Raw genomic sequence first — 16,383 nt, 5'->3', positions numbered from 1 at the left:
ACGCCCTCCACACACGCCCCGGAGCATTCATGGACTTCAACTACACCCCCAAAGTACAGGAACTCCAGGCGCGCCTGCTGGCGTTCATGGACGCGCACATCTACCCCAATGAAGCCCGTTTCTTCAGGGAAATCGCAGAGAACCGCGCCAGGGGCAACGCCTGGATACCTACCACCCTGATTGAAGAGCTCAAGCCCAAGGCCCGCGCAGCCGGTTTGTGGAACCTGTTTTTGCCGCACTCCCCGCGCGCACCTGAAGGCCTGTCCAACCTCGAATACGCGCCGCTGTGCGAAATCATGGGCCGTGTGCCCTTTGCCGCCGAAGTGTTCAACTGCTCGGCACCCGATACCGGCAACATGGAGACCATTGCCCGCTACGGATCGGAAGCCAACCAGGATCAGTGGCTGGACCCGCTGCTGCGCGGCGACATCCGCTCGGCCTTCCTGATGACGGAGCCCGAAGTGGCCTCATCGGATGCGACCAATGTCCAGTGCAGCATCGTGCGTGACGGTGACGACTACGTCATCAACGGCCTGAAATGGTGGTCGTCAGGCGCGGGCGATCCGCGCTGCGCCATCTACATCGTCATGGGCAAGACCAACCCTGACGCCGGCCGCCACGAGCAGCAGTCCATGGTACTGGTGCCGGCCAACACACCGGGAATCACCGTCATCCGCCCGCTCAGCGTCTTCGGCTACGACGACGCGCCGCACGGCCACATGGAAGTGCGACTGACCAATGTGCGCGTGCCCGCCAGCAACCTGTTGCTCGGCGAAGGCCGCGGTTTCGAGATCGCCCAGGGGCGCCTCGGCCCCGGGCGCATTCACCACTGCATGCGCACCATAGGCAGCGCCGAGCGTGCACTTGAACTGATGTGCAAACGCCTGAACAGCCGCGTGGCCTTCGGCAAACCGATTGCGCGCCAGTCCGTCTGGGAGGAGCGCATTGCCGAATCCCGCTGCATGATCGAGCAGGCGCGCCTGCTGACACTCAAGGCCGCCTACATGATGGACACCGTGGGCAACAAGGTCGCCAGGGCTGAAATCGCCATGATCAAGGTCGTCGGCCCCAGCATGGCCTGCAAGATCATCGACTGGGCCATACAGGCCCACGGCGCGGGCGGTGTGTCGGAAGACTTCCCGCTGGCCTATGCCTATGCCAGCCAGCGCACCCTGCGCCTGGCCGATGGCCCGGATGAAGTGCACCGCGCCTCGCTGGCCAAGCTGGAGCTGGCCAAACACCTGCTGATACCCGGCGAAGTAGAAATGCCGGTGACCCGCGGCAGCTGAGCCGCACAACCAGGACGCTATCAAATCAATAGCTGATCGCGCGCTCAGGACGGTGGCCAGAGGCATAAATCATCATAAAAACTGGCCGTTTTTCCTGTTTTTATGCCCCCAGGCGGCCCCAGGCAAGCTTAAACAGCACTGCCGGCTGCGCCCGTTGCCCGGCCCGTAAACGGCGTCCCCGATGCGCGCTCAAACAACACAGCCAGTTTCTCGGCAAGCGGCGTCAGGGGCATGGCGCTGCGCCTGATGAGCACAATGTCAGGGCCATCCAGCGCCTCCCCGACCCGGATCTCCTGCAGCGAATCCCTGAATATCGGGCTGTTGATCCACTGCTGCGGCAGGAAAGCCAGCGCGTCGCTGGAGGTCAGCAGCGCCACGATGGGCAAGGTCGTCATGGTCTCGGTGACAGACCTGGGCGCAGGCAAGCCGTGCGCAGAGAACTGTTCCTCAAATTCGACTTCAACCGGCTGCCTCACGCCGGTCATGATCCATTCGGCATTAATCAGTTCACGCAGGCTGCGCGCATGCGCCAGCGGGTGCCCCTTTCTTCCGACGACGACCCGCTGGTTGCGAAACAGCAACTGCAGTGTGTAGAACTTGTCCAGCTCGCCCACCGGACGCGGCCCCACATAAAAGTCCAGGCTACCGTCTTTCAGCTGCGGTTCCAGCGCCGGGAAAAGGCCTTCCACCAGGCTGAGCCGCGCATCCGGAAAGCTCTTTCGAAACGACGGGTAGACCTCGGGCACCAGCGACAGGAACACCGCGCTGGACAAACCGGCATTGACCGTGCCTTCGCCCTTGCCCTTGATCTGCTCGATTTCCTGCCGGCCGCGCTCCACATCCAGCAATACCGAACGGGCCCGCACCACGAATGACTGCCCGTACACGTTGAGCGACACGCCCTTGCCGTGCCGCTCCAGCAAAGGAACACCAAGTTCCTTTTCCAGGTCGCGCAGGCCGCGCGTGATGGCCGGCTGCGCCAGCCCTTGCGCGCGCGCGGCTCCACGAATGCTGCCGGCGTCAGCCACCGCTACCAGGTTGCGTAAATGATGCAGCTTCATAAGTGATGCTTAACAGGTATCAAATTGAAGATTTTGCACTCTTTTTGTTTTCTTAGAGCGCATCTACAGTCACACTCCAGCCATTCACAACACTCTGGAGACAACATGAAACATCGATTTACCGCCATCCTGGCAGGCCTCGGCCTGGCTCTGGCCGCCAGCCAGGCCCTGGCACAGACCTTCCCCAGCCAGTCCGTGCGCATCATCTCCCCCTTCCCGGCAGGTAGCGGCCCCGACGCCATCGCCCGCATCGTCGGTGAGAAGCTGGGCGCAAGCTGGAAGCAGCCGGTGGTGGTTGATGCCCGCCCTGGCGCCAATGGCTTTCTGGCAGCCAACGCCGTCAAGCAGGCAGCCCCCACAGGTTACGACCTGCTGCTGGCCGACGTAGGCCACCTGGCCATCAGCCCGTCGCTGTTCAGGAAACTGCCTTACGACCCCAAAAAGGACTACGTGCCGGTCGGCGGGGTCTACAAAACCTCGTTTTTCATCGCCGTCGGCGTCAACAGCCCCATCAAGTCCGTCAAGGACCTGATCTCCGCTGCGTCCACGCCGGGCAGGGTCACCTACGCATCCAATTCCGTAGGCGGCCCGCTGCACCTGGGCGCGGCCCAGATCGAAGCCGCTACCGGGACAAAGATGGTTCATGTGCCCTTCAAGGAAATATCGCAGCTGTACGCCGCCGTGGCCACCGGGGAAGTAGACTGGGCCCTGGGCAGCATTGCCAGCGCCGGCCCCCTGCTGCGGGCCGGCAAGCTGCGTTTTATCGCCATCGTTGACACGGTGCGCTCCAGCAACCTTCCGGACATCCCGACCTTTGAACAATCGGGTGGACCCAAACCCCTGGTGGCCAACACATGGGTAGCCCTGATGGCCCCCAAGGGCACGCCAGCCGCAGTTACAGGCACGCTGAACCGCAGCCTCAACGAGGCGCTCAAGCAGGCCGATGTGGTTGAGAAGTTTTCAGGCTTCGGATTTGTGCCATGGCAAACCACACCAGCCGATGTATCAAAAGTCATTGACGTGGATACCGTGTCGTATGCCGAGATGGTCAAACGTACTGGCGCCAGCGCAGATTAAGGTCAAACCGGGAATGAAAACGACCGACGTTGCCATTGTGGGCGGTGGCCCTGCAGGCCTGATGCTGGCCATTGAACTGGGCTGCCGTGGGGTGGATTGCGTGGTGCTGGAAGAGGACGTTGCAGCGCCCGATTTTCCCAAGGCCAACGCCACATCCTCCCGCACCATGGAGCACTACCGGCGCCGCGGTTTTGCGCAGAAGATCCGCGCCCTGGGCCTGGTCCCGGACCACCCGCAGGACGTCGTGTACTGCACCACCCTGGCCGGCAGGGAGCTGACACGCTTTTCCATTCCGTCCCGCGCCGAGGCACTCAATCGCTCCTCGTTTGGCGACTACGGTGAAGAGTCCTGGCCAACGCCGGAGCTGCCGCACCGCAGCCAGCAGATGTTCATTGAACCCGTGCTGCGCGAGCAGGCGCAGCAATACGAGTCGGTGAAACTGATGCTTGGCTGGCAGGCCAGCACTGTTTCACAGGAGGAGCAGCGCGTCACCATCCAGGCACGCCACACGGTGAACGGCGAGCAGATGGAACTCACAGCGCGCTACGTCGTGGGCTGTGACGGGCCACGCAGCCTGGTGCGTAAAACCTGCGGCATACGCTACAGCGGCCAGAGCGAGGAGGCACGCGACTTCTTCGGCGGGCAAATGCTGTCGGTGTTTTTCAGCTCGCAAACCCTCTACCAGGTATTGGGTAAAAAACGCGCCTGGCAATACTGGGCCGTCAATGCCGTTCAGCGCGGCCTGCTGATCGCCATTGACGGCATCGACAAGTTCCTGTTCTGCATACAGTTGCAGCCAGGGCAAACGCCCGAATCCGTGGACTTCAAACCGGCCATGTTCGCCGCCATGGGCGCGCCCTTCGATTTTGAACTGATCGCCGTCGCGCCCTGGCAAGCCGGCTTCACCCTGGTTGCCGACAGTTTCTCAAAAGGCCGCGCATTTATAGCCGGCGATGCAGCGCATCTTTTCACGCCAACCGGCGGCATGGGCTACAACACCAGCGTGGACGACGCCGTCAACCTGGGCTGGAAACTCGCCGCCGTTGTGCAGGGATGGGCTTCCGAAAAACTGCTTGATTCCTATGAAGCCGAACGCAAACCCATAGGCCACAGAAACACGGCCTTCGCCCGCTCCATGGCCGACAGCATAGGCAGCATCAAGGTCCCGGCCAATGTGGATGAAGACGGCGCCGACGCCGCGCTGGTGCGTGAAAAATTGGGTCATGCCCTGAGCCAGCATGTGCGCAACGAGTTCAACATTCCCGGCCTGCAGCTTGGCCTGCGTTATGAGGGCAGCCCCATCGTGGCCCGCGAGCCTGAAGCGCCCACGGCGGACCAGCCCAATAACTACATCCCTTCGGCCAGGCCGGGCGCACGTGCGCCGCATATCTGGCTCGATGGAAAATCCATCTTCGACCTGTTTGGCCGTGACTACACCCTGCTGTGTTTTACCGGCAAGGGCCGGGCAGCGGCGCAGGCTGACGGCGCACGCTGGCAAGAGGCCGCAGCCGCCATGGGCGTGCCGCTGGAAGTGCTGTACTGCGACAGCGCAGAGGCGCATGCCCTGTATGGCGCGGATCGCGTGCTGGTTCGCCCCGACCACCATATCGCATGGCGCGGCGACGCAGGCGCAGATGCCGCGGGCCTGCTGGCCATGGCCTGTGCACGCAAGGTCCATACGGGCCAGCAGCTCAACGCCGCCTGACACATCCCCATCAAATCACTACAGAAAGAACACCAACATGCAATTCCTCAATTTCAGGCAAGGCCTACAACAGGGCCTGGCGGTCGGCGACGGCAAGACCTTTACCGGGCTGCTGGCAAGCGACGCCGGTTATCCCGGCTCATTGCAGTCGCTGGTCAAGCAGGGACCGGACGCTTTCGCAAAAGCCGCAGAGGCCCTGCGCAAGGGCGCTGCGATTGATCTTGCAAAAATCGACTACCTGCCGCCCTTCGACAACCCCGGCCGGATTTTCTGCATAGGCCTGAACTATGTGGACCATTCCGTCGAAAGCGGTTTTGAGATCCCCACCTACCCGGCCATCTTCTCGCGCTTTAACGACAGCATGATGGGCCACGGCGCGCCCATCATCCGGCCCAAAGTTTCCACGCAGTTGGACTACGAAGGCGAGCTGGTTGCCGTTATCGGAAAACCCGGCCGCTACATCAGCAAAGAGAAGGCGCTTGAGCACGTCGCCGGTTATTCCATCTTCAACGACGCATCCATACGCGACTACCAGCGCAAGTCTGCACAGTGGACGATCGGCAAAAACTTTGACGACACCGGCGCCTTCGGCCCCTTCTTTGTCACCAGCGATGAATTGCCGCCAGGCGCCACGGGCCTGAAAATCCAGACCCGGCTGAACGGCGCTGTTGTGCAGGATGCATCCACATCCTCCCTGATTTTTGACGTGGCCACGCTGGTCCATTTGCTCAGCGAGGCGGTTTGCCTGCAACCCGGCGACGTCATCGTTACAGGCACACCTTCAGGTGTAGGCGTTGCCCGCAAACCGCAACTATTCATGAAACACGGCGACGTGTGTGAGGTCGAAATTGAAGGCCTGGGGATTCTGAGCAACCTAGTGGCGGACGAGCAATGAGCCCCGCAGCTGTCCCGGCCAACACGACGTCGCGGCGCGCCGGCGTGATGGCCGTCCATTCGGTGGACCGGGTCGTGTTCAGCGTGCCCGAAATAGCAGCAGCCGAGAAGTTCTACACCGCCTTCGGGCTGGAAGTAAAACGCTCAGGCCAGCAGGTCGACCTTTACACCCATGGTCACCCGCACTGCTGGATGAGCGTATTTGCAAACGGGCAGGCCAAGGCGCTGCAATACATACGCTTTGGCATTTACGCAGAAGACATTGACGCTTTCCGGCAAAAGATTGAAGCCCTGGGCATCGCCTGCGAGCCGCATCCGCTGAGCTCTGGTGACGGACTGTGGCTGCGTTCCCCGGACGGCGTCGCCATGCAATTCATCGTGGCAGACAAGGTATCGCCCAGCGCGAAAACCCCCTCTGCCCCGGCCCGGCCCGAAGCGCGGCGCGAAGCCATGGCACCAGCACGCAGCCGGTCTGCCAAAGTCTTTCCGCGCTGGCTGTCGCATGTGCTGTTGTTCACGCCCGACGTCTCACGCATGCTGGCCTTCTGCGAGGAAGTGCTTGGCCTACGCCTGTCGGACCGATCCGGCGACCTGGTCGCCTTCATGCACACGCCGCACGGCAGCGACCACCATCTGCTGGCCTTTGTCAAATCAGACGGTGCCGGACTGCACCACACCAGTTGGGACGTCGGCAGCCTGGACGAGGTTGGCGAAGGCAGCGAGCAGTTGCGCATCGCCGGTTTCACCGAAGGCTGGGGCGTGGGCCGCCATGTGCTGGGCTCCAACTACTTTTACTACGCGCGCGACCCCTGGGGAAGTTTTGCGGAGTACTCCTTTGACATCGACTTTGTGTCACCGGCAAAGGATTGGGTGTCCGGCGACTATGCACCCGAAGATTCGTTTTACCTCTGGGGCCCTGCCGTGCCGGAATGGTTTGTGGTCAATACCGAGCACACAGCGCCGGCGTGAGCGCACAGGTTCAGGGTGGCGCCGACAGACCCAGTTCGTGCTCCCACAAGGCCCAGGCACGGCCTATCTGGGCATCATTGCTGGCCGCAGCCAGCGCACCCTCGGTCTCGGTCAGGTAAGTGACCGTCCCGAGTTTCATGGCTTCGGCCTGCAGCCTGGCGTTGACCTCGGTATAGACGGCACGGTAGACCGCCTGCTCAAGCGAGCTACCCGCCACCGTACTGCCATTGCCGCGCATCAACACACAGGCGCAATTGCCCATGGCGCTTGCCAATGCCTTGCCCAGTTCGGGGCTGCGTATCAGCAGGTCACTCTCACCGGCACTGTCACGAATCTCGAAATGCGCCGATCCGCTGCCGAGAAAGCCCGACATATGAAACACAGGCCGCAGGCGCTGACCCGTGATGCCAAAAGGAATGACGCTGGGTGAATGGCTGTGCACCACGGCAACAACGTCCGGCCGTACGCGGTAAATCTCGCTGTGGATAAAACGTTCGAGGTACGGATTGCCCTGCACTTCGCCCAGGGGCTCGCCCTGCAGGTCGTAGCAACCGATGTCGCTTTCAACCACCAGCGCAGGCGCGCGGCTGCGCGACAGCAGGAATACGCCGGGCGCGCTGTTGTGGCGCACGCTGACGTGGCCAAAACCATCAACCACGCCCCGGGCGTAGAGGATGCGGTTGGCCAGCACCAGTTGCCGGACCAGCGCAGGATCGGGTGCGGCGGGCCAGCTCATGATGCGGCCGGCAGGGGCGTGGCCTGCACCAGTTGCAGCACCCAGCCCGAAGCGCCGTGTTCCCATACCGCCAGATAGGTGCTGGCGATATTGCGGCGCTGGCTATTGCTGCCCGATACGGTGGCCCGCATGCCAGCCGTAACCAGCCCGGCCATACCGATCACACGCGCCACTGGCGTTATGAACTCCAGCGACTCATAAAGCAAAACGCCGGTGGAGATTTTTTGCAGATAACTCTGCTTGCTGTCCTTGCCGCCGCTGGAATGGACATAGACCAAACCATCCGACAACAGCGCATCCAGCTTTGCGGTGTCATTCGCCAGCATCGCCAGGCGCCTGGCTTCTTCGGCTGCAAGCAGGCCTTGTTCGTCCGGGCTTGCCATGGCTTAAAACCTCGTCGCGTCAGCGGCAATGCTGTTGACCAGCACACCAACCTTGCCGACTTCGACCTCGACCTTGTCGCCGGGCTTCATCCAGACCGGCGGCACACGTTTTGCGCCCACACCGCCCGGCGTGCCGGTCACGATCACGTCGCCCGGCTGCAGCGATGTGAAGGTCGAGATGTATTCAATCAGCACCGGGATGCTGAAAATCATGGCAGCAGTCGTGGTGCGCTGCATGACCCGGCCGTTCAGGCGTGTCTCCAGCGTCAGTTCTTCACCATCGGCAATCTCGTCGCGCGTGACCATCCACGGGCCAAACGCGCCGGTGCCTGTGAAATTTTTTCCCGCGGTGAATTGCAGGGTGTGTTTTTGCCAGTCGCGGACCGAGCCGTCGTTATACGCGCTGTAACCAGCCACGTAATTCCATGCATCCGCTTCGGCGATACGGCGCCCTGCCTTCCCGATGACGACGGCTATCTCGCCTTCGTAGTCCAGCTGGGTTGATTCTGCTGGCATGAGGATGGGTTGCTGGTGGCCGGCCTGCGACTCCCCCACACGCATGAAAAGCAGCGGGAACCTGGTCGGATCGCGACCGGTCTCAACACGGTGCTCTTCATAGTTGTGGCCAACGCAGAAGATTTTTCCGGGCTCCGGGATCACCGGCAGGAACTCAACCTGGTCCAGCAGAATCCTTGCGGCACTGTTGGCCGATGCGGCGATTTCCTGGAGTTTTTCCGCCCGCAGCGCGCTGAGCAGGGTCGGGTACTGGCTGCTGTTCAATGGCAGAACTACACCCTCGTTGACCACGCCCCAGCGTGATTTTTTCTGATGGCTAAAGCTGATGATTTTCATGGCGTCTTTCGTTTAAAAATTTCAGAAGGAAAGTGTTGGCGTATGACGTGCGTATTGCGCCAGCAGGCCCTGCACACGAACCTTGCTGTCTCTGCTGCGATTGTCCACATAGCCCAGCACATAGCGGTCAGGTCCGAGCAGCACGGCGTCAGCCGCTGCGCTGCGAATGATTTTTTCCAGCGTGCCGTCGCGGTCGCGCAGCACGGTATCGGGTGATCGCGCCGCATGGTTCTGCGTGATGAAATCGTCGCCTTGTGAAATCACCCTGTTTGCTATCTTTTCAGGAGCTGGTTGCGCCCATATTCAGGCGGCCAAGGCCCGATTGAATGCTTTATTCAGAGCGAAATATCGGTTGTCAGGCCCGCAACAGCCGATTCGCAGGCGCTGGTGAAGATCAGCGCTGCGTGCTCCAGCGTGGGTATGTTCGCCGGCGTGTACTGCATGCGCAAATAGCCCTTGCCGCGCAGCAGCATCAGCATGAACGGCACCTGCTTGTCCGGCGCGGGCTCCGGCCACAGCATCAGCAATTCGGCCAGATTCAGGTCCAGCCATGCCAGGGCGTGCTCGCGCTGGTCAGCCAGTACCGAATAACGGTCCCAAAAGACCCTCGGCAAACTGTCCCAGCCGACTTCAGGGTACATCGCCAGCCAACGCATTTCCTCGGGCAGGCTGGGATCGGCCGTGGTTTGCAGCGTGTCCGTGTACATCTGGTAGGCCTTTTTCTCAAGCGCTTCCTTCAGCGGCCGGTTCATGATCAGGACCGATACATCGTCATTGATCCTGAGCTCGGCACGCGCACGCAGCTCTTCGCCGCGGATGTAGTCGCGCGAGGAGCGGCCGCGCTCCATTTTCCAGGACTTGCCGGACACCTGGCCCGTCATTGAAAAGCCCTTGCCTTCGCCAAAACCAGTAAATGAAAACCCCTGCGCGCTTGCCCATTCGGAGACAGCGTCCGGCAGGCCGGCGGCTTTTACGTCTGGCGCCGCGTCAGGCTTGTCCTGGGCACTGAAGACCTTTTTGAGTCGATCAAACATGGTTTGGGGTTTTCTCTTAAAGTGCGACAAACATCATAGTGGTTAGCAAAGGAAAAACCAGTGATCAAAGTTTATTCATGGCCCACACCCAACGGCCACAAGGTCCATGTCATGCTGGAGGAATGCGGCCTGCGCCTGGGGCGCGACTGGGAGGTATTTCCGGTCAACATAGGCGCCGGGGACCAGTTCAAACCCGAGTTCCTCGCCATCAGCCCGAACAACAAGATCCCGGCGCTGGTGGACCCGGACGGGCCGGACGGCAAACCGATTGCCCTTTTTGAATCAGGTGCGATCCTGCTTTACCTGGCCGCCAAAACCGGCAAGCTGCTGCCGAAAACCGATCGCCTGAAATTCCAGGTGCTGCAATGGCTGATGTTCCAGATGGGCGGCGTCGGCCCCATGCTGGGCCAGGCCCATCACTTCCGCATGTACGCGCCGGAAAAAATCGGTTATGCCGTTGATCGTTACACCAATGAAGCCAAACGGCTCTATGCCGTGATGGACAAACAGCTTGCAAGCAGCAAATTCATCGCCTGCAACCAATACACGGTTGCAGATGTGGCCATCTTCCCCTGGCTGCGCAGCTGGGAAAACCAGGGCATTGACTGGGCCGACTACCCACATTTGAAAAAATGGTTTGACCTTGTGGGCGCGCGCCCGGCGGTGCAACGCGGTGTCAAGGTGCTGGCCGATTTGCGAAAACCCCTGACCGGCGACAAGGAACGCGACATCCTGTTTGGCAAAACACAGTATGGGCAGCACGGAAAACGTTAATTTTTTTGAACCCATACGCAAACAGCGGCTTTTGTTCGGGCTATAATAATTGACTTGTCGGAGTGTGGCGCAGTCTGGTAGCGCACCTGGTTTGGGACCAGGGGGTCCAAGGTTCGAATCCTTGTACTCCGACCATGAATCCATTAAAAAAGCTCACTATGTGGGCTTTTTTTATATCTGTCCGTAGCTCAGTTGGATAGAGCATCAGCCTTCTAAGCTGAGGGTCGGGGGTTCGATCCCCTCCGGACAGGCCAGGCAACCGTGCCAGGCACAGGGTTTCCGCCCATCAAAACACTCCTTCTGTCCATGCCACTCAGGCCTGCCGTCGGCATTTCTGCGCCTGGCGCCGCAAAGCGCTTCACAATCGAATGCACAAATTCAACAGGAGAGCGCTATGGCCGCGAAGATCGTCAGACTGGGCACAGCCAGAAGCAAGGACGAAGGTTTGCGTATAGGCACTGTCCGCAGGCCGCCGCGTGGCGTGCCCAAGGCGGAGTTTGCGTCGCAGGACTGGTATGACGTCTGGTACCCGAATCTGGCGCCCAGCCTGGAGACCATGAAGCTGGGCCAGTCCGTGGAGTCGGACAAGGACTGGGCGGTTTTCAGCAAAAAGTACCGCAGCGAGATGAACGAGCCCGATGCCAGCCACAGCCTGGACTTGCTGGCTGCGCTGTCACACCAGGCGAATTTCGCCATGGGTTGTTATTGCGAGAATGAAAACCGCTGCCACCGTTCGCTGCTCAGAAGCCTGCTCAGCGATCGGGGGGCCATTATCAGTTGACCACCTGATTAGAGTTTTACGTACTCGTACTCAATCGGGTTGGCATTGATGCCGCGATCCGGCGGCGCAATCCAGGCAGCCATCTTGCCCGGCTCGGTGACGCGGCTCATCAGGCTTTTCACAAAAGCCGTGTCTTCCGGTGTCGGCAGCCACTGGTCTTTTTTCGCTTCAAACTCAGCGGCACTGATGGGGACGCCTTGCGGGTCCGTATTGGCACCGGCCCAGACGCCGACCTGCCGGCGAAAGCGCGTTGAAGGCAGGCTCAATTCAAAGTCAACACCCGCGCGTTTGATGCCCATGTTCCAGCGTGTCACGCCGATATTACAGTCCTTGACGTATTCCATGCGGGTGATTTCGTTCATGCCGTTGCGGGTTGAAATCGTCTCGCTCTTCATGCCGCCCTTGCCGTCCGGCACCTGGATGCTCATTTCGCTTTCCAGCTCGACGTGGTCGGCAAACTTGGCCTCGTCGGGCCGGCCCTTGATGCCGTTGCTGAAGTAATTGGCGGCGTTGCTCGACGCTTCCGAACCAAACAGGTCCAGCGAGGAGGTGAACCAGAAGTTCATGAATTTCTGTATGGTCGGCAAATCGATCACGCCGGCCTTGCGCAAGGTGGCCGGGTCTTGCGTGTCCAGCTCCTTCATGACTTCCAGCGTGCGTTTGATGACACGGCCAATGCCGGTTTCGCCTACAAACATGTGGTGCGCTTCTTCAGTCAGCATAAAACGTGTGGTGCGGGCCAGCGGGTCGAATGCCGATTCGGCAAACGATTTCAGCTGGAACTTGCCGTCACGGTCGGTGAAGTAGGTGAACATGAAGAAGGACAGCCAGTTGTCCATGGGCTCGTTGAAGGTGCCCAGGATGCGCGGCTTGTCAGCATCGCCACTGTGGCGCATCAGCAGTTCTTCGGCCTCTTCGCGGCCATCGCGGCCAAAGTGCGCGTGCAGCAGGTAGACCATGGCCCAGAGGTGGCGCCCTTCTTCGACGTTGACCTGGAACAGGTTGCGCAGGTCGTACAAAGAAGGCGCGGTATGGCCCAGCAGGCGCTGCTGCTCGACGGATGCAGGCTCGGTGTCGCCCTGCGTGACGATCAGGCGGCGAAAGGTGCTGCGGTACTCGCCGGGCACGTCCTGCCAGACGTCCTGGCCCATGTGGTCGCCAAAGCCTATCTTGCGGCCCTCTTCCTTGTCGGCCAGGAAAATGCCCCAACGGTAATCCGGCATGGGCGTGTAGCCGTAGCTGGCCCAGCCCGAAGCGTCCACGCCGACGGCCGTGCGCAAATAAACTTCCTTGGCCTTAAAGTCGCTGGGGCCCATTTCTTCCCACCAGTTCAGGAAGGCGGGTTGCCAGTGTTCCAGCGCGCGCTGGAGCTGGCGGTTTTCGCCCAGGTAAACGTTATTGGGAATCAGGGCTTGCAGGTCTATGGTGCTCATGATGTTTCCTTAAGATGTATCCGTTCGCACTGAGCTTGTCGAAGTGTCCGTGCAACAGGTACATCGGAGAAAGGCTTCGACAGGCTCAGCCCGAACGGTGGATTGATGCTTTAAATGCGCTTCCAATCGAATTTCGCTTTTTTGCCCGTGCCGAAAAGTTTGAGGGCACCGTCTTCACCTACCGCATTCGGCCGGATGAAAATCCAGTTCTGCCAGGCCGACAGGCGGCCAAAGATGCGCGTTTCCATGGTTTCCTTGCCGGGAAAACGCAGCGAAGCTTCCATGCCCGTCATCGCGTCCGGCGACAGGCTGGCACGTTCTTCCAGCATGATGCGGATCTCGTCTTCCCAGTCGATGTCGTCCGGCGTCAGCGTGACAAGACCGAGCGCCAGGGCCTGGTCGGCGCGCAAGGGGCTGTCACCTAGGTTTTTGAGTTGCGTGATGGTTGCGTCGTCTTCGCAGAAGCGGGTTTGCAGGCGCGTCAGGCCGTTGACCGCCGGGAACCAGCCAAAGTTGGCGGCGCTCAGTTGCAGCGCTGGCGCGGCGTCGGGCGAATCCGGCAGGTCCAGCATGTAAATACGGTCGCAGGCCAGGGCCAGCTCGTAGAACGTGCCGGCAAAACACGAACCCGAATCCACCAGCGCGATCAGCGAGCGGCTGGTCACGTCCAGTCGCGCCAGCGTACGGCGCAAGGCGCCCGTGGTTTCTTTTACCAGCCAGTGGTCTTTCAGCTTGGCCAGCACCTCGTCCATGCGGATGATCTGGCCGGTATCGCCCTGCGTCCTGATGACCCAGGTGCCGACTTCAAGTTCGTTGGTGCGCAGGTTCAGGATCGCGTCATCGAGTTCACGCTGCATCCGGAGCGGGTACCAGGCGGCGCCAGCGGCTTCAATCGCGACGGGTGTGGACTCAATCGCTGCGGCAGGCGCCTTGACGGTGATCGTGGCGATGCGGCTGGTCCGGTCAACGGCGGCATCGACCGTGCTGTAGTGGTAGCCGGCATCGTCTATCAGCGGCTTCAGGGCCGTCAATTCAATGCCTTTTGAGCCTGCAGCCCTTGTCGATTGCGCGCGGAGCGCTTCTATTTCAGTAGCAAGCAGCTGGCTGAACTGTTGCGGCTTGGCGTGCTCGTCAATCAGCTTCCAGTCCCTGGCGCGGTCGGCGCGTACGCCTTCAGACGTGGTGCAGAAGATGTCGGCCAGGTCGCGGCGCACCTTGCGTTTGTCGGTCACGCGGGTCAGGCCGCCGGTGCCGGGCAGCACGCCTAGCAGCGGGACTTCCGGCAGGCTGACGGTGGAAGATCGGTCGTCCACCATGATGATGCGGTCGCAGGCCAGTGCCAGTTCGTAGCCGCCGCCGGCGCAGGCACCGGTGACTGATGCGATGGCTTTCAGGCCGTCATGGCGCGAGGAGTCTTCCAGGCCGTTACGGGTTTCGTTGGTGAACTTGCAGAAGTTGACCTTCCAGCCGTGGGTGGACAGGCCCAGCATGTAGATGTTGGCGCCGGAGCACCAGATTTTTTCCTTGCCGGATTCAAACACCACCACCTTGACAGCCGGGTGTTCAAAACGGATGCGGTTGATCGCGTCGTGCAGCTCGATGTCCACGCCCAGGTCGTAGCTGTTGAGCTTGAGTTTGTAGCCGGGCTTGATGCCGCCGTCTTCATTGATGTCTAGCTTGAGGCGCGCAACGTCGCCGTCCACGCTCAAGGTCCAGTGCTGGTATTTGGCCGGGTGCGTGGCGAAACTCACCATCTCGCGCTCCTGGCCTTCAATGACCTGTTTGAATAACAGCGGTTCAGTCATGGCATTCATGTTGTCTCCTTGGGGTTTCCGGTTGAAGGGACGGCCCGTTTCAGGTCCGTCAGGCTTTGCTTGAGGGTGCGTGCCGCCGTGTCCACCACCGCGTCGGCACGCGCATACAGGGCTTCACGGCTGGACAGGATGCGGCGCAGGTCTTCCATCGCTTCGCTGGTCGCGCCGTGTGTGGTGTTGAAGGGCCGCATGTCGCCCTGCGCGACAACGCGGGCCATGTGTTCTTCGGGGCTGGCCTTGAGCCAGACGCAGTAAAAACGGCTTTGCAGCAGGTCAAAGGTTTCACGCTCGCTGACAATGCTGCCGCCCGTGGTCATGACAACACCATCGGGGTGGTCTTCGGCAATGCGGAACAGTGCGCGCCGTTCGTAACGGCGGTAACCGGCCTGGCCGTGCAGCAGCAGGATTTCGTTCATGCTGGTGCCGGCTTCGCGCTCGATTTCACGGTCAAGCTCGATAAAGGGCACACCGCGCTCGGCCGCCAGTTGCGAGCCGAGGGTGGACTTGCCGGCACCACGCAGGCCGATCAGCGCCACGCGCCGCTCGCGCCCAAAAGAGTCGCTCAAGCCAAAAGTGCTGCCCAGAAGGCCATAAGCCTGGTCGAGCTGACTATCGTCAAGGCGCGCCAGCAGGCCCTGGACACGCGCCAGCGCCGGACGCGGGGCGTCCTGCAACAGCTCAAGAATGGAGATATTCAGCGCCCTGGCGGCGGCTTCAAGGGAGTTGATGGAAACATTGCCCTTGCCCGACTCCACGTCGGCCAGGAAACGCTCGCTCAAACCCGAATCGGATGCCAGCGCCTTGCGGGTCATGCCGCGGCGGGCACGCCAGGCGCGGACGCGGGCACCCAATTCGCTGAGCGTGGCTTTCGATTCCTGATCAGACATGGTTTCCAAGGAACACCTGCTTTGAAAATTTAAACGCCGGGCCGGGATGGACTTTGCGTTTTATTTAAATTGCAGTATACTTCAGCTTAATTCGATGTCAAGCAGTTTATTGCATCTTTTCTTGGAGGTATCTGATGAAGCTCAAAATCCTTGTAGGAACCATGACCAGCACCGCTGACTATGTAGCACAGGCCATACAGATGGACTGCGCCGATCTGGTGAGCGATATCGAGGTTCAGCTGATGGATGGCCTGGATATCAGCGTCTTTGATGCCGAAAAGGCAAAAGATGCGATATACCTCATTTGCAGCTCGACTTACGGGTCCGGAGATGTGCCCGACAATGCCCGCGCCCTGTACGAATCCCTGAGCGCACAACCGCAGTTTCTGGGCCATGTCCGCTACGGCGTGATCGCGCTGGGTGACCGCACTTATATGCAGACCTTCTGCTTTGGCGGCAAGAAGTTCGACGAGCGCCTGCAGGACCTGGGTGCCCAGCGTATCGGCGAGGTCTGGTGCCACGATGCCAGCAGCGGCACCATGCCCGAAACCGAGGGCACGGAATGGTGCCGCCAGTGGCTTGCCGAAGCCCTGGAAGCCACGGCCAGCCATCCCGTGGCCGCCTGAAACGCACTGAATCTATAAGAAAAGTAGCCAGGGCGCCCGGTTGGCAGGCGCAGGCAGCTATCAAAACA

17 protein-coding genes and 2 tRNA genes are annotated in these 16,383 nt (G+C 60.8%); 10 read left to right on the top strand and 9 right to left on the bottom strand.

The genetic code is table 11. The annotated features are described in order from the left end of the window. The first annotated feature begins 29 nt into the window (after positions 1–29). Entirely contained in the window at positions 30–1,289 is a 1,260-nt protein-coding gene (locus ACFQND_RS01040) for an acyl-CoA dehydrogenase family protein (RefSeq protein ID WP_371435439.1), read from the top strand. Positions 1,290–1,417: 128 nt separating this feature from the next. On the opposite strand, the gene ACFQND_RS01035 is transcribed toward ACFQND_RS01040, so the two are convergent. Beyond that, the gene (locus tag ACFQND_RS01035) at positions 1,418–2,350 is read right to left on the bottom strand and encodes a LysR substrate-binding domain-containing protein (protein WP_371435438.1); all 933 of its coding nucleotides are present in this window, start codon (positions 2,348–2,350) and stop codon (positions 1,418–1,420) included. 105 nt (positions 2,351–2,455) lie between these two features. Here ACFQND_RS01035 and ACFQND_RS01030 point away from each other — a divergent pair, with 105 nt between their 5' ends. The 4 genes from ACFQND_RS01030 to ACFQND_RS01015 are packed head-to-tail and all read left to right on the top strand — an operon-like array spanning position 2,456 to position 6,995. After that, complete coding sequence (locus tag ACFQND_RS01030) at positions 2,456–3,427, top strand: Bug family tripartite tricarboxylate transporter substrate binding protein (RefSeq protein WP_371435437.1); 972 nt, start codon at positions 2,456–2,458, stop codon at positions 3,425–3,427. 13 nt (positions 3,428–3,440) lie between these two features. Beyond that, positions 3,441–5,132, top strand: a complete 1,692-nt coding sequence (locus ACFQND_RS01025) for an FAD-dependent oxidoreductase (RefSeq protein WP_371435436.1) — start codon at positions 3,441–3,443, stop codon at positions 5,130–5,132. Positions 5,133–5,169: 37 nt separating this feature from the next. Beyond that, entirely contained in the window at positions 5,170–6,027 is an 858-nt protein-coding gene (locus tag ACFQND_RS01020; RefSeq protein WP_371435435.1) for a fumarylacetoacetate hydrolase family protein, read from the top strand. Then, on the top strand, positions 6,024–6,995 hold the full coding sequence (locus ACFQND_RS01015) for a VOC family protein (RefSeq protein WP_371435434.1): 972 nt from the start codon (positions 6,024–6,026) through the stop codon (positions 6,993–6,995). The genes ACFQND_RS01020 and ACFQND_RS01015 overlap by 4 nt, the downstream gene beginning before the upstream one ends. Before the next feature lie 10 nt (positions 6,996–7,005). On the opposite strand, the gene ACFQND_RS01010 is transcribed toward ACFQND_RS01015, so the two are convergent. The 5 genes from ACFQND_RS01010 to ACFQND_RS00990 form a co-directional block, all read right to left on the bottom strand. Next, positions 7,006–7,731, bottom strand: a complete 726-nt coding sequence (locus tag ACFQND_RS01010; protein ID WP_371435433.1) for a class II aldolase/adducin family protein — start codon at positions 7,729–7,731, stop codon at positions 7,006–7,008. Further along, the gene (locus ACFQND_RS01005) at positions 7,728–8,114 is read right to left on the bottom strand and encodes a nuclear transport factor 2 family protein (protein ID WP_371435432.1); all 387 of its coding nucleotides are present in this window, start codon (positions 8,112–8,114) and stop codon (positions 7,728–7,730) included. Before ACFQND_RS01005 ends, ACFQND_RS01010 begins: the two co-directional genes overlap by 4 nt. A 3-nt stretch (positions 8,115–8,117) precedes the next feature. Next, on the bottom strand, positions 8,118–8,966 hold the full coding sequence (locus ACFQND_RS01000; protein ID WP_371435431.1) for a fumarylacetoacetate hydrolase family protein: 849 nt from the start codon (positions 8,964–8,966) through the stop codon (positions 8,118–8,120). Between the two features lie 21 nt (positions 8,967–8,987). Next, the gene (locus tag ACFQND_RS00995) at positions 8,988–9,230 is read right to left on the bottom strand and encodes a hypothetical protein (protein WP_371435430.1); all 243 of its coding nucleotides are present in this window, start codon (positions 9,228–9,230) and stop codon (positions 8,988–8,990) included. Between the two features lie 71 nt (positions 9,231–9,301). Continuing rightward, a complete protein-coding gene (locus ACFQND_RS00990; protein ID WP_371435429.1) occupies positions 9,302–10,000 on the bottom strand; it encodes a hypothetical protein in 699 nt (232 codons plus the stop codon). Between the two features lie 60 nt (positions 10,001–10,060). Between ACFQND_RS00990 and ACFQND_RS00985 the strand changes: the two genes are divergently transcribed. From ACFQND_RS00985 to ACFQND_RS00970, 4 genes are all read left to right on the top strand, one after another. Beyond that, complete coding sequence (locus ACFQND_RS00985; RefSeq protein WP_377411952.1) at positions 10,061–10,774, top strand: glutathione binding-like protein; 714 nt, start codon at positions 10,061–10,063, stop codon at positions 10,772–10,774. A gap of 58 nt (positions 10,775–10,832) precedes the next feature. Beyond that, positions 10,833–10,909: transfer RNA gene (locus ACFQND_RS00980), tRNA-Pro, on the top strand. A 42-nt stretch (positions 10,910–10,951) separates the two neighbouring features. Next, positions 10,952–11,028 (top strand) — tRNA-Arg (locus ACFQND_RS00975). A 140-nt stretch (positions 11,029–11,168) separates the two neighbouring features. After that, positions 11,169–11,555, top strand: a complete 387-nt coding sequence (locus ACFQND_RS00970; RefSeq protein WP_371434373.1) for a DUF488 domain-containing protein — start codon at positions 11,169–11,171, stop codon at positions 11,553–11,555. A gap of 8 nt (positions 11,556–11,563) precedes the next feature. Here ACFQND_RS00970 and boxB read toward each other — a convergent pair whose 3' ends face one another. From boxB to ACFQND_RS00955, 3 genes are all read right to left on the bottom strand, one after another. Continuing rightward, positions 11,564–12,988 (bottom strand): benzoyl-CoA 2,3-epoxidase subunit BoxB, encoded by a 1,425-nt coding sequence (boxB, locus tag ACFQND_RS00965; protein ID WP_371434374.1) that lies wholly within the window; start codon positions 12,986–12,988, stop codon positions 11,564–11,566. Between the two features lie 110 nt (positions 12,989–13,098). Then, positions 13,099–14,802 carry a 2,3-epoxybenzoyl-CoA dihydrolase gene (boxC, locus tag ACFQND_RS00960; RefSeq protein ID WP_371434375.1) on the bottom strand — a complete coding sequence of 568 codons (1,704 nt, stop codon included), beginning with the start codon at positions 14,800–14,802 and terminating at the stop codon, positions 13,099–13,101. After that, on the bottom strand, positions 14,799–15,689 hold the full coding sequence (locus ACFQND_RS00955; protein WP_371434376.1) for a helix-turn-helix transcriptional regulator: 891 nt from the start codon (positions 15,687–15,689) through the stop codon (positions 14,799–14,801). The genes boxC and ACFQND_RS00955 overlap by 4 nt, the downstream gene beginning before the upstream one ends. Before the next feature lie 134 nt (positions 15,690–15,823). On the opposite strand from ACFQND_RS00955, the gene ACFQND_RS00950 reads away from it, so the two are divergent. Beyond that, positions 15,824–16,315, top strand: coding sequence for a flavodoxin domain-containing protein (locus ACFQND_RS00950; RefSeq protein ID WP_371434377.1), 492 nt, complete (start codon positions 15,824–15,826; stop codon positions 16,313–16,315). Positions 16,316–16,383 lie beyond the last annotated feature (68 nt).

It is taken from the genome of Polaromonas aquatica (genome assembly GCF_042659145.1).
GTDB lineage: Bacteria > Pseudomonadota > Gammaproteobacteria > Burkholderiales > Burkholderiaceae_C > Polaromonas > Polaromonas aquatica.
Note: the sequence above shows the minus strand (reverse complement) of the source record. Positions and strands in the feature narration are given on the sequence as shown.

Coding starts and splice junctions, on each gene's coding strand:
- ACFQND_RS01020 (WP_371435435.1), top strand. CDS start 5,170: ATGCAATTCCTCAATTTCAGGCAAGGCCTACAACAGGGCCTGGCGGTC.
- ACFQND_RS01030 (WP_371435437.1), top strand. CDS start 2,456: ATGAAACATCGATTTACCGCCATCCTGGCAGGCCTCGGCCTGGCTCTG.
- ACFQND_RS00955 (WP_371434376.1), bottom strand. CDS start 15,689: ATGTCTGATCAGGAATCGAAAGCCACGCTCAGCGAATTGGGTGCCCGC.
- ACFQND_RS00950 (WP_371434377.1), top strand. CDS start 15,824: ATGAAGCTCAAAATCCTTGTAGGAACCATGACCAGCACCGCTGACTAT.
- ACFQND_RS01005 (WP_371435432.1), bottom strand. CDS start 8,114: ATGGCAAGCCCGGACGAACAAGGCCTGCTTGCAGCCGAAGAAGCCAGG.
- ACFQND_RS01015 (WP_371435434.1), top strand. CDS start 6,024: ATGAGCCCCGCAGCTGTCCCGGCCAACACGACGTCGCGGCGCGCCGGC.
- boxB (WP_371434374.1), bottom strand. CDS start 12,988: ATGAGCACCATAGACCTGCAAGCCCTGATTCCCAATAACGTTTACCTG.
- ACFQND_RS00990 (WP_371435429.1), bottom strand. CDS start 10,000: ATGTTTGATCGACTCAAAAAGGTCTTCAGTGCCCAGGACAAGCCTGAC.
- ACFQND_RS01000 (WP_371435431.1), bottom strand. CDS start 8,966: ATGAAAATCATCAGCTTTAGCCATCAGAAAAAATCACGCTGGGGCGTG.
- ACFQND_RS00970 (WP_371434373.1), top strand. CDS start 11,169: ATGGCCGCGAAGATCGTCAGACTGGGCACAGCCAGAAGCAAGGACGAA.
- ACFQND_RS01010 (WP_371435433.1), bottom strand. CDS start 7,731: ATGAGCTGGCCCGCCGCACCCGATCCTGCGCTGGTCCGGCAACTGGTG.
- ACFQND_RS01040 (WP_371435439.1), top strand. CDS start 30: ATGGACTTCAACTACACCCCCAAAGTACAGGAACTCCAGGCGCGCCTG.
- ACFQND_RS01025 (WP_371435436.1), top strand. CDS start 3,441: ATGAAAACGACCGACGTTGCCATTGTGGGCGGTGGCCCTGCAGGCCTG.
- ACFQND_RS01035 (WP_371435438.1), bottom strand. CDS start 2,350: ATGAAGCTGCATCATTTACGCAACCTGGTAGCGGTGGCTGACGCCGGC.
- boxC (WP_371434375.1), bottom strand. CDS start 14,802: ATGAATGCCATGACTGAACCGCTGTTATTCAAACAGGTCATTGAAGGC.